10 protein-coding genes and 1 other annotated feature are annotated in these 14,452 nt (G+C 53.0%); of the genes, 2 read left to right on the top strand and 8 right to left on the bottom strand.

Annotated elements, in window-relative coordinates:
* Window positions 1–12: 12 nt before the first annotated feature.
* From ACMYSP_RS01795 to rnm, 8 genes are all read right to left on the bottom strand, one after another.
* On the bottom strand, window positions 13–1,374 hold the full coding sequence (locus tag ACMYSP_RS01795; RefSeq protein ID WP_434585227.1) for an MFS transporter: 1,362 nt from the start codon (window positions 1,372–1,374) through the stop codon (window positions 13–15).
* 179 nt (window positions 1,375–1,553) lie between these two features.
* Window positions 1,554–2,435, bottom strand: coding sequence for a 23S rRNA pseudouridine(2605) synthase RluB (gene rluB, locus ACMYSP_RS01800; RefSeq protein ID WP_434585229.1), 882 nt, complete (start codon window positions 2,433–2,435; stop codon window positions 1,554–1,556).
* 271 nt (window positions 2,436–2,706) lie between these two features.
* Window positions 2,707–5,325 carry an EAL domain-containing protein gene (locus ACMYSP_RS01805; protein ID WP_434585231.1) on the bottom strand — a complete coding sequence of 873 codons (2,619 nt, stop codon included), beginning with the start codon at window positions 5,323–5,325 and terminating at the stop codon, window positions 2,707–2,709.
* 26 nt (window positions 5,326–5,351) lie between these two features.
* The gene (locus ACMYSP_RS01810) at window positions 5,352–7,046 is read right to left on the bottom strand and encodes an EAL domain-containing protein (RefSeq protein ID WP_434585232.1); all 1,695 of its coding nucleotides are present in this window, start codon (window positions 7,044–7,046) and stop codon (window positions 5,352–5,354) included.
* A 3-nt stretch (window positions 7,047–7,049) separates the two neighbouring features.
* Window positions 7,050–7,832 carry a PDC sensor domain-containing protein gene (locus tag ACMYSP_RS01815; RefSeq protein WP_434585234.1) on the bottom strand — a complete coding sequence of 261 codons (783 nt, stop codon included), beginning with the start codon at window positions 7,830–7,832 and terminating at the stop codon, window positions 7,050–7,052.
* 97 nt (window positions 7,833–7,929) lie between these two features.
* Window positions 7,930–8,952: a GGDEF domain-containing protein gene (locus ACMYSP_RS01820; protein ID WP_434585236.1), complete on the bottom strand. Its 1,023-nt coding sequence runs from the start codon at window positions 8,950–8,952 to the stop codon at window positions 7,930–7,932.
* A 553-nt stretch (window positions 8,953–9,505) separates the two neighbouring features.
* Window positions 9,506–10,126, bottom strand: a complete 621-nt coding sequence (locus ACMYSP_RS01825) for an L-threonylcarbamoyladenylate synthase (protein ID WP_032695873.1) — start codon at window positions 10,124–10,126, stop codon at window positions 9,506–9,508.
* Window positions 10,127–10,141: 15 nt separating this feature from the next.
* Window positions 10,142–11,005 carry an RNase RNM gene (rnm, locus tag ACMYSP_RS01830; protein WP_434585239.1) on the bottom strand — a complete coding sequence of 288 codons (864 nt, stop codon included), beginning with the start codon at window positions 11,003–11,005 and terminating at the stop codon, window positions 10,142–10,144.
* A gap of 159 nt (window positions 11,006–11,164) precedes the next feature.
* Window positions 11,165–11,260 (top strand) — a sequence feature (Trp leader region).
* 34 nt (window positions 11,261–11,294) lie between these two features.
* On the opposite strand from rnm, the gene ACMYSP_RS01835 reads away from it, so the two are divergent.
* Window positions 11,295–12,857: an anthranilate synthase component 1 gene (locus tag ACMYSP_RS01835; protein ID WP_434585241.1), complete on the top strand. Its 1,563-nt coding sequence runs from the start codon at window positions 11,295–11,297 to the stop codon at window positions 12,855–12,857.
* On the top strand, window positions 12,857–14,452 hold the full coding sequence (gene trpD / locus ACMYSP_RS01840) for a bifunctional anthranilate synthase glutamate amidotransferase component TrpG/anthranilate phosphoribosyltransferase TrpD (protein ID WP_434585243.1): 1,596 nt from the start codon (window positions 12,857–12,859) through the stop codon (window positions 14,450–14,452). The genes ACMYSP_RS01835 and trpD overlap by 1 nt, the downstream gene beginning before the upstream one ends.

Here is a 14,452-nt window from a genome sequence, read left to right on the forward strand (position 1 = left end):
GACTCCCTGAGGCTAAAGCGCATTCTGTTTACGCAGGCTAATTTTCTGAACAATCTCACGATAGGTTTTTTCATCCAGCGAATAACAGGCCACAAATATTGCGCTAATCGTGAACATGGCCCCTGGGAATAACGTCATCAAAATATTAATCCCGTTAATTGCGCTGGCCGTAATATTAGCCGCATCATAATGATAGTAATCCAACATCCAGCCCGCACAGCCGCCACCAATCGCCATCGCAATTTTGGTGATAAAATTAAAGAAGCCATAAATTGCACCTTCCGTACGCACGCCGTGATGCCATTCGGCATACTCCACCGTATCGGCAATCATTGACCACATGGCAACAAACCCCATCCCCAGAGTAATACTATAAAGACACACGCCGGTCATAATGAGCCATAGATTATTCCCCGCCACAAAATACTGCATCAGCACCCCCAGGATACCAATCAGCAGCGCCACCAGCGCCATTCTCTTTTTGCCCATCAGGGCGATCGCCTTTTCTGAAATAACGGTCCCGACAATATATGCAGCAGACTGAATCAGGAAAAATGTTGCGGTATAACCTTCACTGCCAATAATGTATTTAATAAAGTAGATCGCAATTGCCATCCACACGGTGTAGGCGATATAGAAGAAGACCGTAAACAGCGACAGATTAAGCAGCGGCGCATTCCCCATCACCGCCCGCAGCATTTCTCGCAGCGTTGGTGCCGGGGCCTCCTCTTCTTCGCCCACTCGCTCTTTGGTCATCCCAAAGCAGGCAAGGAACAGAAACGTCGCCAGCAGCGCAAAGCATGAGACGGCAAAAACATAGCCTGACTGCTTATCCGTAAACGGCGAGATCAGCATGTCGGCGGTGGTTGAAACGATTAAATAGCCCACAATCGCCAGCACAAATCGATATACCGACAACGATGACCGGGAAGCTTCGTGCTGCGTCAGACGATTAGTTAACGCCGAATATGGCGTATTCACTGCGGTATAAGCCAGGCAGTAGATGGTATAAGAGAGCAAGGCAAAATAAAACTTCGCCTCACCGCCAAACGGCACAAAGCACAATACGGTTAAAAATCCTAATGGCACTGCCCCATATAACAACCAGGGGCGTAACTTCCCGTATTTGCTGTGAGTTTTATCAATAGCAAAACCGATAATAATATTAAAGATAGCATCAACTACCCGCGCAATGACAAATATCAGGCTAGCCTGTACGGCGCTGATGCCATAAATATTGGTATAAAAGAACAGTAAAAAAAGAGAAACAAACCCGAATGATAAATTGGACGCAAAGTCACCGAAACCGTAACCTATTTTCTCTTTCACGCCGATAACCACATAGCTTGCCGATAATTTTCCTGCTGTATCCATTTTTGGCTACCTGTTATTGTAATCAGTATCGACAGTATATGGCGTTAGCAGCAAGGGTACTTTGCGTTATTTGTCCGGGCATTTCCTGTTTTTTGTCTTTATGCAGAAGTGTGAAAGGCGTCACATGAGGGAGAAGCGTGGGAACAGCGTCCGGCGGGAGCCCGCCGGACAGCATCAGATTAGCCGTTGTTACGGCTGCCGCCAGAACGGCGGTTACTGCTATTTCCGACCTGAGTGTGGCGTTTCACCGCACGACGAATCTGATTGGCCTTCATGCGACGGCGATCTTTCTCAACCGCGACTTTAGACGTGGTTTCGGCAGGCAGTTCAACCAGTTCACGCAGGTAGTTGGTCTGCGCCAGATCCAGTTCGGTATAGCCGCCACGAGGCAGGCCTTTTGGCAGCGGAATATCGCCGTAGCGCACGCGGATCAGGCGGCTGACCTGGACACCTACGGCTTCCCACAGGCGACGGACTTCACGGTTACGCCCTTCGGTCAGCGTCACGTTATACCACTGGTTGATCCCTTCCCCGCCGGCAAACTTGATAGTTTTAAAGGCCGCCGGGCCATCTTCCAGCTGTACGCCGCGAGACAGTTGACGCAGTTTGTCATCATCGACCTGACCAAACACACGCACAGCGTATTCACGTTCGACTTCACGGCTTGGGTGCATCAGTCGGTTTGCCAGTTCACCATCGGTGGTAAACAGCAGCAGACCACAGGTGTTGACGTCCAGACGACCCACCGCAATCCAGCGCGCGCCGCGCAGTTTCGGCAAACGGTCGAACACCGTCGGGCGACCTTCCGGATCGTTACGGGTACAGAGTTCGCCTTCCGGTTTGTAGTACGCCAGGACGCGGCAAATCTGCTCAGCAGACTCTTTCACCGAGATCAAATGACCATCAATACGAATTTTTAAACCCGGTACAACTTCAACGCGATCGCCGAGGGTGGCGATTTTACCATCGACGCTGACACGGCCAGCTTCGATTTTAGATTCAATCTCACGGCGGGAGCCGTGGCCGGCGCGGGCCAGCACTTTCTGTAGTTTCTCGCTCATTGAGCTTCCTTAAGGTGTCGCCTTCCCAGGCGTCTGGTATACTTTATAAAACAACCGGATATATATAACCAATTGTTTTGTAGATGCTTTTACATCAAAGGGGGGCGTTATCTTCAACAGAAGCCGGGCCCGCCCGTCTACGTGGGCGGCTATTCTACACTAACTAAAAAATGAATGCTTCTTTGCATTGCATTCGCCTGCTGTAGCGCCGTACAGGCTTTATCGATTATGCGCCAGATTGCCGCCTTTCTCCTCTCTGTTACGCACAATTTCACGCCGGCTCACCCTCTTTTTCGCCTTCCGCAGGGCAATCATCCTGGTAATAGAAAGCCCCCGTTTCACAGCGGAAGCTGGAAAAGGCTGCCGGGTGGTGGAAATAGTATCCCTGAGCCTTCTGGCAGCCCAGCTTTTGCAACTGCTGCTTCACGCCCTCATCTTCTATCCCTTCGGCAATCAGCGGCACTTTAAACCCGCGAGCCAGCACGATCAGGGAGTTAATCACCGATTGCGCTTTCTCATCATCCAGATAATCACTGATAAACTGCTGGTCGATTTTAATGCTGTCAAACGGCAGCGCATGCAAATAGGACAGACTGGAGAAATTGGCGCCAAAGTCATCAAGCGAGACGGATATGCCGTGGCGACGCAGGTAGCTCAACATCTTACCAATACGTTCAACGTTATTGGCCAGCACGCGTTCGGTTATCTCGATACAGACGTTGGCATTTGACAGTCCATTGCGACGAATAGAATCCATTAAGTGCCAGGCAAAATCCTGCTGCAGAATTTGGATCGCCGAGACATTAATATAGATAACGAAATCTTCAGGTGCACCGCGGGCAATCATCGCCGCCAGCTCACGGCATGCTTCCTCAATGATCCATTTACCCAACGGAATGATAAGCCCGGTCTCTTCAGCCAGAGGAATAAAGCGGTCGGGAGGAACATCCCCTAACACCTCGGAATGCCAGCGGATCAGACACTCCCCTTCACGGCAGTGTTCTTCATCACCCTGATCGATTATTGGCTGCAGGACCAGATGAAACTCCTGGCGATGAATCGCATCGCTCAGGTGCTCATGCAGGCGGATATTGAACAGTTCATGATCGCGCATGTCGCTGGAGAACAGCGCCACCACACCATTGCCCTGTTTTTGCGCCTGCTTCAACGTAATCCACGCTTCCTGCAGCACCTGAGTCACGTTCAGCGTCGTGATCTCAGTGAACACCATCCCGACATTGCCGGTATAGACATACTTTTTATCTGACGGATAGTGTTCCAGCTCTTCGCTGATAAACAGTGACGACAAAATGTCGCGGTAGCGTTGGTAATCCTTTTGCTGATTTATCCCCGGGAAAACAATAATGATCTTATCGTCTTTATCGCGGGCAAGTAGCGTGTCCGTCGGCAGCAATGTCTGCAGACGGCGGATAAACTCATTGATAAAGGTATTGCCGTACTCGGCCCCTAACGAGTTAATAATGGTGTTCATGTTGCTGATACTCACCAGCCCCAGCAGATTACGGCGACTGTAGAGCGCATCTTGTTGCAGCAGACCCGCCCGGGTAAACAGCCCCGTGCTTTCATCCTCTTCAATTTTCCGCCGCTGGCTTTCGAAGCTTTCCGCGAGTTTGTACGACAGCGCCATAAAGGTGGTTTCCAGGGACACAATCTCCGGGAAATGACGCTTATTATCCGGCGGCGTCCAGCGATGTGTCGCCAGCTGGTCGGCCTTACGGACAATATCCTGCAGCGGCTTTGCGACCCGTTTCAACACCCAGAACACCACCAGCAGACCCGTAATCAGGACCAGACACAGGACCGCCATCGTCATCATCGAATACTTCACCACCGTGTGGGTAATGGTCTTCGCCGGGCTGATGATGATCCCTTGCCATTGCAGTAATGACTCTCGGTCCCGCACCGGAAAAGCATCGACGTAATAATCTTTGCCCTTCACCGTTATTGCTTGCAGGCCCGGTTGCTGTGCCTGTTTTATCGCGTCATTCGCCGCGACGATAACCGGGTTGTCGAGAGAATCCAGTTTTTGCAACGTCAGCGTGGACTGCCCTTGCCTTTTTAACATGCCGTGAGCCAGCGCCGGGAGGGAGGATGCGATTAATTGATGGTGCTCGTTGACGATCAATAAAACGCTGCCCGGAAATGGTTTGAGCTTTTCCAGATGCTGATTGAGTTCTTCCAGATGCAGTTCGCTGGCGACCACGCCGACAAACTTCCCTTGACGGTTAAACGCAGGGGAACTGAACGCGACCGCAATCTCCTGCCGATGCTCATCGTTCTGGAAAGGGGCTGTCCAGCCAGCATTTTGGCTCTGTGCGACAGGCTTAAACCACGCGCTCTGCAAAACATCCGCATTGGCGATAATTTTATCGACGCTGGCGTTCACGCTGAGGTGGTTGTAAACCGTCAGCTGATGTTGCGTTTGCGCATCCTTTAGCGAGAGATAGTCATTATCCGAATGCAATTTATCATGTGCCACCTGAACCAGGTCACCATTTACTCCGCCGAACTCAATGGTGCTCAGGTACTGCTTGTTGATAAACACGTTGTTGAGAGTATTGGCAATATCGTTGACCAGATGACGTACCTTAATGGTATCGTCTTCTTCGCGACCAATGGCATGGACAATAATCGCATTCGACTGGATCGGCACATCTATATAGTTATGGATAGCCTCTTCGATCGCGATTCGCCTGGCGCTGAGAATGCTCTGACTGACTTCGTCAATGAAAGCAGACCCCTGGAAGTAGAGAAACGTATAAACGATCAGTAGGACTGCGATAACCATGGCGAGCAGCGTTAACGGGATCATATGCGCCAGCGACAACGGATAGCTCTTGATCGAAAACTGTTTCTTGAGAATTTGCATAGCGAGTCTCCCCGAAGGTCCAGCCGTTAGTCCGGCTCGACAAACAAAATGCCGTTTTCCGGTGCGAATTGATCGAAGGCTTTCGGTCGGGAATAGTAATAGCCCTGGGCGAGGTCACATCCCATCGCTTTGAGCTTGGCCGCCATTTCGGCGGTTTCAACCCCTTCAGCAACCAGAGGAACCTCGAAGCTTTGCGCCAGCATCAGCACGGATGCGATCACCGCCTCACTCTTCTTGTCGTCGAGCACATTTTTCACGAACCCGCGATCGATTTTCAGGCAGTCAAACGGCAATGAGTGCAGGTAAGAGAGACTGGAATAACCTGAGCCAAAATCATCAATAGCCACCGACACGCCCAGACGGCGCAAATAGGCGAGGATTTTCACCACCCGGTGGGTGTCATGCAGCAGGACGCTCTCCGTAATTTCGATACAAATATTGCTGTTCATCAGTTCATAGCGCTGGATGGCAGCCAGCAAATGGGTCGAGAAATCAGACTGTTGTAGCTGCACCGCAGAAATATTCACATGCAGTTTAAAGTCTTGCGGGGCGCCATTGGCGATAAATGCCGCCAGCTCGCGACAGGCGGTTTCCACGATCCACTTGCCAAGCGGCACAATCATGCCGGTATGCTCGGCCAGACCAATAAATTTATCCGGCGGTACAAACCCCAGCACGTTAGACTGCCAGCGGATCAGGCATTCGCCCTCCTTGCAGTGGCTACCTTCTTCAAACGAGACGATAGGCTGTAATACCAGGTGGAAACCTTCGCTTTGCAGGTCATCGCACAGCGCCTGGTGCAGACGAAGGTTGTTCACTTCTTCTTCACGCATTTGTGAGGTGAACAGTTCGCTGGCTCCGCTGCGTTGGAGTTGAGCATGTTGCAAGGCAATACTAACGTTCATCAGGCATTCACTGATGTTCTCCTGCGACAGCGTGTCCTGAACCATCCCGATGTGGCCGGTGAAAATATGCGCATCACCAGATGCTTCGGTTGTCGCCAGGCGGAAAATGGAGGAGAGCAATGAGCTATAGTAGGCCACGTCTTTGCTCTCATAGGTGCCGGCAAAAGCGATGATAAACAGATCTTCACGATCGCGGCAGCACAGCGCCCCTTCTGGTAGGATCTCGCGGATGCGCAGGGCAAACTGGCGAATAAACTGGCGCGCCAGCTCATTGCCCAGCACGTTCTTCACCGAGTTATAGTTACTGACATGCACCATCGCTAGCAGGTTGCGGTTGTCATACAGCGACTCGGTCAGCAGCAGGCCGTTGCGGTTCAAAAACCCGGTTTCCGGATCTTCTTCTAACTTCTTACGCTTGTTTTCGAAGGCCCCAGGCAGGGTCTGCGAAACGGTATCCAGCGCCTCATCCAGATTGGCGATTTCCGGGAACAGCCGTTTCGGTTGTTTGGTCCACGGCATCAGGCCAGGACGCACTTTATCCGCCACCTCTTTCAGCGTGCCGGTGAAGTGAGAAATTATCAGCGCCAGAATGACCATCAGCGCAAAGATGAACAGCATATTGCTGAAAGTCATCATCAGCCGCTGCTGGTTCATCGCGGAATTCTCCTGCTTATAGGGCGCGATCATTAACGCCTTCCACTTCAATGCACGATCGCGATCCTGGACATCAAAGACGGTGGCCAGATACTCACGGCCATCAATCTCAAAGGAAGTGACATTCTGTGGACGACTGGTCTTCAGGATCTCGTGAATCACCGCCTAGCTTTGTTGCAGCGCCGCAGTGACGCCTGAAGAGGCGACGATATTGTTGCCTTCATCAGCGATCAGCAGCGCTGAGCGGGTGCCCGGAAGAATACTTTGCAGATATCCTTTCATATCGGCAGGCATCGTCCCACTGGAGATCAGCCCGCGAAACATCCCCTGCTTATTGAAAACAGGCTGATGATAAATGATGGTCGGGCTCCCTGAGAGACGCTCGATACTCCAGAAAGGTTGATTTTTTTGTCGCGCCTTCACAAACCACGGCTGCCTGGTAAGGTCGAAATGTTCGTCAACTTTGACAATGGTCGAATCTTTGGTGATGCCGCTATAGCTCACCAGCCGTTGCGGTTCATTGACCAGCGTGCGTTGTAAATAAATTTGATTGCTATGATCGTTTCGCACCACGGAATAGTAGCGGCCGTTCGTTTCAGCCCAGGAAAGGCTTTTGAACGCCGGAGTAGAATTCAGGGCATGAGCGGTTAAATAGACTAACTCTGGCACCAGTTGCTGCTCAGGGATATTGTCGTCACTACCCTGAATATATTGCTGCAGCAGATTACTAACCTGCAGCGGGCGCTCGAAGAAATCTTCTAGTTTGTGTTGCACCAGTTGGCTATTACTCAGCAGCAATTGCTTACTGACCACCTCTTCCACCTGATGAGACTGATAATTAAATAATCCCGTCAGGCAGACGATAATGATAACCAATAAGATCAGAGAAACCAGAAGTACACTTTTTAATAAAGTGAACGGATACGTTTTATAAGCGGATTTGGTCATAGGACACGTTACGTTAATCATACCCATGTGGGTGAAATCGTTTAATAAATATCACCCCACAATGACGCATCAAGGGCAATCAGAATGAAGCTATCGGCTAGCGAATTCCCAATGCAGACGGTGCACTGGTACGATTGCGCCCCGTTTTTTTCGATTGGTATAAATAGCCATCTGCTTCTGATAGCAGCTTGTCAAAGATATCGACAATATTCTGCCGCATCGCTGTTCCATAGCTCAGTCCAATACTGACAGTCAGCGAAAGCTTTTTACTGTCCCATTCGACTTCCATCTCCTCAACAGCCTGACGGATCTCTTCCGCCAGCTGTAAACCCGCGTCACCGGGCTTGCCGGCCATAATGACCGCAAACTCTTCTCCTCCCAGACGGGCGACAATACCGAGCTTACCGACGACGCTCTTCACTCGACCCGCAAAGGCAGTCAGTACGCGATCGCCGCAGTCATGCCCCCAGGTATCGTTGATATGCTTGAAATGGTCGATATCAAGAATCAACACGTTGAGCGCGGTAGTATGGCCATTACCATCCAACTCTTTTAACCGTTCATAGAGGCCAAATCGTGAATAGACCCGGGTCAAATAGTCATACCTGACCTGATGCGAGAGCTGTTTGACGAGGGCATTTATCGCCTCAACGCTGACCGCCACAATCAGCGGGCTAAGCGCAATGGCTGCGATACCTAATCGCGCCGAAATGATCGGCGGGATTTGCCCCATCAGATGCAGCCCGCTGACCTTTTGGTTTACCATCAGCACTTCAACAACGCCGGCCAGCAAGGTCAGGACACAGGTCGTCGGTAGCGAGTAAACAATCGCGCACCAGATTAATGCCGGCAGAATCATCGACAGCGTCCCCATACTTTCCGGGGTACCGGTGGTGATCGAGACCGTCAGCGACAACACCAGCAGGACCAACGGTAACGGCCGGCTCAGCGTTATGCGTCGCGGCGTGCATTCCGCCCGACGAATTAAGATGACCGGCAATACCAGCACGCTGGTAGTAAACTCTTCACTCAACCAGGCCGGATAGATTTGCCAGAAATCACTCTGATGCAGCAGCGCGTAAAAATAGCTGCCCGGAATGGCGCATAGTATTCCGGTCAATAAGCAATAACTGTACAGCCGAAATATAGTTATTTTTAAATGAGGTTCAGCGGGCTGGCGTTCTTTTAATATAAGCCAGCTTAATATCGCTACGAAAGCAATATCAGACATGTTCATCAGAATGCCGATCAGATTATAGTGATCAAGCACCAAACCAGCGAATAAAACCGCAAGGACAAAAATTGTATAATAGTAGGGCTGGCGCAGAGGCCGGTGACGAATGAATAGTCCTGCCAGCACTGCATTCATTGGCCAGAATAGCGTCGTACCGTGATGGCCAATAAATTGCCCAACGGCATACAGCGCCACCGTCAAACTAAAAAGGGCAACGGTATTCAACAGGGGGTTATCCTTCTTAAAACCATCAGAAGGATAAATTGTCAGCTTATACATAATATTAAGATTCTATTAAAGCGCTGTCTTCAGCAGACATCGTAAGCGCAATGATAGTAACGAGGTTAAAAAACAGCCGCAATGAAAAAGTTATCTTAAAATAAACAATGGTGGGGACAGAATACCGGGCGGTCAGAAATATGCCGCCCGGCGAGGATATTTACTGGAAGGGTTTTACATCGCCCACGCCTTCACGCAGTACCACCGGCGCATCTTCGGTCAGATCGATAACGGTCGTCGGCTGTTGCCCAAGATAGCCTCCATGAATAATCAAATCTACCAGCTTCTCCAGTCGGTCTTTGATCTCTTCCGGATCGGACTCGGTGAATTCACTGCCGGGCAGCATCAGCGAGGTCGACAACATAGGTTCGCCAAGCGTCTCCAGCAGCGCCTGGGCTATCGGGTTTGACGGCACACGCATCCCGATAGTCTTACGTTTTTCCTGCAACAGACGGCGCGGTACCTCTTTGGTCCCTTTGAGGATAAACGTGTAGTTGCCCGGCGTGTTGTTTTTAATCAGTCGGAAGGCCACGTTATCGACAAACGCGTAGGTCGACAGCTCAGACAGATCGCGACACATCAGAGTGAAATTGTGGCCATCTGGCAGCTGACGAATACGGCAAATACGCTCCATGGCGCCTTTATCTTCGATCTTACACCCCAGCGCGTAACCGGAATCTGTGGGATAGACAATCACCCCACCCTTACGCACAATTTCCACCGCCTGGTTAATCAACCGAGCCTGCGGGTTGTCCGGATGAATATAAAAAAACTGGCTCATATTTCCCTCTCAATTTTATTCTGCGGCCGTTTCCCAACTGTGCCAGATCCCTTCTACGCCCGCGGGTAGCCAGAGCTTGCGGCCCAGCTCAATCCACGGGCAAGGCTGATGAAAATCAGAGCCTTGCGAACCCAGCAGACCAAACTGTGCGGCGTACGCGGCAAGCTGCGTACGTTCATGGGGCGCCTGCTGACATTGTGCCAGCTCCATCGCATCGCCACCCTGCTCACTAAAGTGGGCCAACAGCCGTTTCAGCCACTTGGCGGAGAGGTCGTAACGCCCGGGATGGGCGATAACCGCTTTGCCGCCAGAATGATGAATGACATCAATCGCTTGTTTTATTGTACACCACTGCGGAGGAACGTAACCGGTTTTCCCGCGTGCGAGATATTTTTTGAAAACATCGGCAATATTACTGGCGTGTCCCGCTTCGACCAGGAAACGCGCAAAATGCCCGCGGGTAACCACCCCGCCATCGGCAAGAGCGAGCGCCCCTTCCCAGGCTCCGGGGATCCGTGCCTTATCGAGCCGTTCGGCGATGAGCTGTGCCCGCAGCATACGGCGAGCTTTCTGTTCCTCTAAGAGGCTGGTCATCGCCGGATGGGCAATATCAATGTTCAGGCCCACGATGTGAATTTCATGGTTTTCCCACAGGGTGGAAATCTCGACGCCGGTCACCAGCGTCAGCGGCAGGCCGGCACGGATAATCTCGGCCTGGGCCACGGGGATCGCCGCGACGGTATCGTGGTCGGTTATCGCCAGCGTCCCGACCCGCATCTGGTGCGCGCGATGAACCAGTTCTTCTGGAGTCAACCGCCCGTCAGAGGCGGTGGTATGGCTGTGCAGATCGTAAATCACTGCGTATTGACTGTCGCTCAAAGAGACTCCTGCTGGACATAGACTTAAATTAGCGCATTATCATACCGACTCGCGGAGAAAATCTGCAAACAAGGGTTGACTTTATTCCTCTGGACTAGTTAACTAGTACGCAAGTTCACATGAAGGGGTATCACGATGAAAACGCACTCTATCACTCTGCACGGCTGGTGGCGCACCTCCTGATATCGGGCGGCGTAATCGCGTTTTGCACTCAGCATACAGATACCCGGCCCGCCAATGAGCGGGCTTTTTATTGGACAAAATATTATACCGAAAGGCGAGAATAATAATGCAAACCACAAAACCGGCACTCGAGCTTCTCACCAGCGACGCCATCTACCGCGAAAACCCAACGGCGTTATTCCACCAGCTGTGCGGCGCGCGTCCCGCCACGCTGCTGCTGGAATCTGCAGATATTGATAGTAAAGATGATTTAAAGAGCCTGCTGCTGGTTGACAGCGCGCTGCGTATTACCGCATTAAGTGACACCGTCACTATTCAGGCGCTCTCCGCCAACGGCGCGGCCCTGCTGGACTTACTGGATAACGCACTTCCCGCAGGCATCGACAATCAGCGCCAGCCAAACAGCAGAATTCTGACCTTTCCGCCGATCAGTGCACTGCTGGATGAAGACGCGCGCCTGTGCTCTTTATCGGTCTTTGACGCCTTCCGCTTACTGCAGGAGCTGGTGACCGTTCCGCAAGCTGAGCGTGAAGCGATGTTCTTCGGCGGCCTGTTTGCCTATGACCTGGTAGCCGGGTTTGAAAACCTGCCACCGCTGGAGAGCGATACCGCCTGCCCGGATTACTGCTTCTACTTAGCGGAAACTCTGCTGGTTATCGATCACCAGACCAAAAACACCCGCATTCAGTCCAGCCTGTTCACCCCGTTGGAGAGTGAAAAACAGCGCCTGACACAGCGTATAGCCCAACTGCGCCAGCAGCTTAACGAGCCGCCTGCGCCGCTGCCGGTCACGAAAGTCGAAACGATGACCTGCGACTGCGATCAGACCGACGAGGAGTACGGTGCGGTGGTGCGCAAAATGCAACGCGCCATCCGTGCCGGTGAGATTTTCCAGGTGGTGCCATCACGCCGCTTCTCACTGCCCTGCCCGTCGGCGCTGGCGGCCTATGATGTGTTGAAAAAGAGCAACCCTAGCCCGTACATGTTCTTTATGCAGGATAATGACTTCTCGCTGTTTGGCGCGTCGCCGGAAAGCTCGCTGAAGTATGACGCGCTGAGCCGCCAGATTGAAATCTATCCGATTGCCGGTACCCGCCCGCGTGGTCGTCGTGCCGACGGGTCGCTGGACCGCGATCTCGACAGCCGTATCGAACTGGAAATGCGTACCGACCAGAAAGAGATGTCCGAGCACCTGATGCTGGTCGACCTGGCACGTAACGATCTGGCGCGCATTTGTACGCCGGGCAGCCGCTACGTGGCCGACCTTACCAAAGTTGACCGCTACTCCTTCGTCATGCACCTGGTTTCCCGGGTGGTCGGTGAACTGCGTAGCGACCTTGATGTCCTGCACGCCTACCGCGCCTGTATGAATATGGGCACCCTTAGCGGAGCACCAAAGGTGCGCGCCATGCAGCTCATCGCCGCTGCCGAAGGTAAGCGTCGCGGCAGCTACGGTGGTGCCGTCGGCTACTTTACCGCCCACGGAGACCTCGATACCTGCATCGTCATTCGCTCTGCCTATGTCCAGGATGGCATCGCCACCGTTCAGGCCGGTGCCGGTATCGTTCTGGATTCCGTGCCTCAGTCCGAAGCGGATGAAACCCGCAATAAAGCTCGCGCGGTGCTGCGCGCAATCGCTCAGGCCCACCACGCTAAGGAGACTTTCTGATGGCCGACATTCTGCTGCTCGATAATATCGATTCTTTTACCTATAACCTGGCAGACCAGCTGCGCGCTAACGGCCATAACGTGGTGATTTACCGTAACTCCGTCCCGGCTCAGACCTTGATTGAGCGTATCGGCACCATGGACAATCCGGTACTGATGCTTTCCCCAGGCCCTGGAACTCCCAGTGAAGCAGGCTGCATGCCAGAGCTGCTGACCCGGATGCGCGGCAAGCTGCCGATCATCGGTATCTGCCTCGGTCACCAGGCGATTGTCGAAGCCTACGGCGGTTATGTGGGCCAGGCCGGCGAGATCCTGCACGGTAAAGCCTCCAGTATTGAGCATGACGGTCAGGCGATGTTTGCCGGACTGAGCAATCCGCTGCCGGTTGCCCGCTACCACTCCCTGGTCGGAAGTAATATTCCCGCCGGATTGACCATCAACGCCAATTTTAACGGCATGGTGATGGCGGTACGTCATGATGCGGATCGCGTCTGCGGTTTCCAGTTCCATCCGGAATCTATTCTCACCACTCAGGGGGCACGCCTGCTGGAACAAACGCTGGCATGGGCGTTGCAGAAGCTGGAGCAAACCAACACCATCCAGCCGATTCTGGAAAAACTGTATCAGGCTGAGCCCCTCAGCCAGCAGGAGAGTCATCAGCTGTTCTCCGCGGTTGTGCGCGGTGAAGTCAAGCCCGAGCAGCTGGCTGCTGCGCTGGTGAGCATGAAAGTGCGTGGCGAGCAGCCGCAGGAGATTGCCGGTGCCGCCACCGCGCTGCTGGAAAATGCCGCGCCATTCCCACGCCCGGATTACCTGTTTGCCGATATCGTCGGCACCGGCGGCGACGGCAGCAACAGCATCAATATTTCTACCGCCAGCGCCTTTGTCGCCGCGGCCTGTGGCCTGAAGGTAGCGAAACACGGTAACCGTAGCGTCTCCAGCAAATCGGGATCGTCCGACCTGCTGGCCGCCTTCGGTATCAACCTGGACATGAATGCTGATAAATCCCGCGCCGCGCTGGATGAACTGGGCGTCTGCTTCCTGTTCGCACCGAAGTATCACACCGGTTTCCGTCACGCGATGCCGGTCCGTCAGCAGTTGAAAACCCGCACGCTGTTTAACGTGCTCGGGCCGTTGATTAACCCGGCGCATCCGCCGCTGGCGCTGATTGGCGTCTACAGCCCGGAACTGGTGCTGCCGATTGCCGAAACCCTGCGGGTGCTCGGTTATCAACGCGCAGCGGTGGTGCACAGCGGCGGAATGGATGAAGTGTCGCTGCATGCGCCAACGGTAGTCGCAGAGCTGAACAACGGTGAAATCAAAAGCTATCAGCTGACGGCAGCAGATTTCGGCCTGACCCCTTACCATCAGGAGCAACTGGCTGGCGGCACGCCGGAAGAAAACCGTGACATTCTTACGCGCTTGCTACAAGGTAAAGGTGAAGCCGCTCATGAAGCCGCTGTCGCCGCCAACGTTGCGATGCTGATGCGTTTACACGGGCATGAAGACCTGAAAGCCAACGCTGAACAGGTAATCAACGTGCTGCGCAGCGGAGCGGCCTATGACAGAGTGACCGCATTAGCGGCAAGAGGGTAA

The sequence above is a fragment of the Klebsiella sp. R390 genome, from assembly GCF_051131745.1.
Taxonomy (GTDB): Bacteria; Pseudomonadota; Gammaproteobacteria; order Enterobacterales; family Enterobacteriaceae; genus Klebsiella.

Excerpts from the sequence above, each read along its gene's own strand:
- ACMYSP_RS01795 (WP_434585227.1), bottom strand. The coding sequence starts at position 1,374 with ATGGATACAGCAGGAAAATTATCGGCAAGCTATGTGGTTATCGGCGTG.
- rluB (WP_434585229.1), bottom strand. The coding sequence starts at position 2,435 with ATGAGCGAGAAACTACAGAAAGTGCTGGCCCGCGCCGGCCACGGCTCC.
- ACMYSP_RS01805 (WP_434585231.1), bottom strand. The coding sequence starts at position 5,325 with ATGCAAATTCTCAAGAAACAGTTTTCGATCAAGAGCTATCCGTTGTCG.
- ACMYSP_RS01815 (WP_434585234.1), bottom strand. The coding sequence starts at position 7,832 with ATGACCAAATCCGCTTATAAAACGTATCCGTTCACTTTATTAAAAAGT.
- ACMYSP_RS01825 (WP_032695873.1), bottom strand. The coding sequence starts at position 10,126 with ATGAGCCAGTTTTTTTATATTCATCCGGACAACCCGCAGGCTCGGTTG.
- ACMYSP_RS01835 (WP_434585241.1), top strand. The coding sequence starts at position 11,295 with ATGCAAACCACAAAACCGGCACTCGAGCTTCTCACCAGCGACGCCATC.
- trpD (WP_434585243.1), top strand. The coding sequence starts at position 12,857 with ATGGCCGACATTCTGCTGCTCGATAATATCGATTCTTTTACCTATAAC.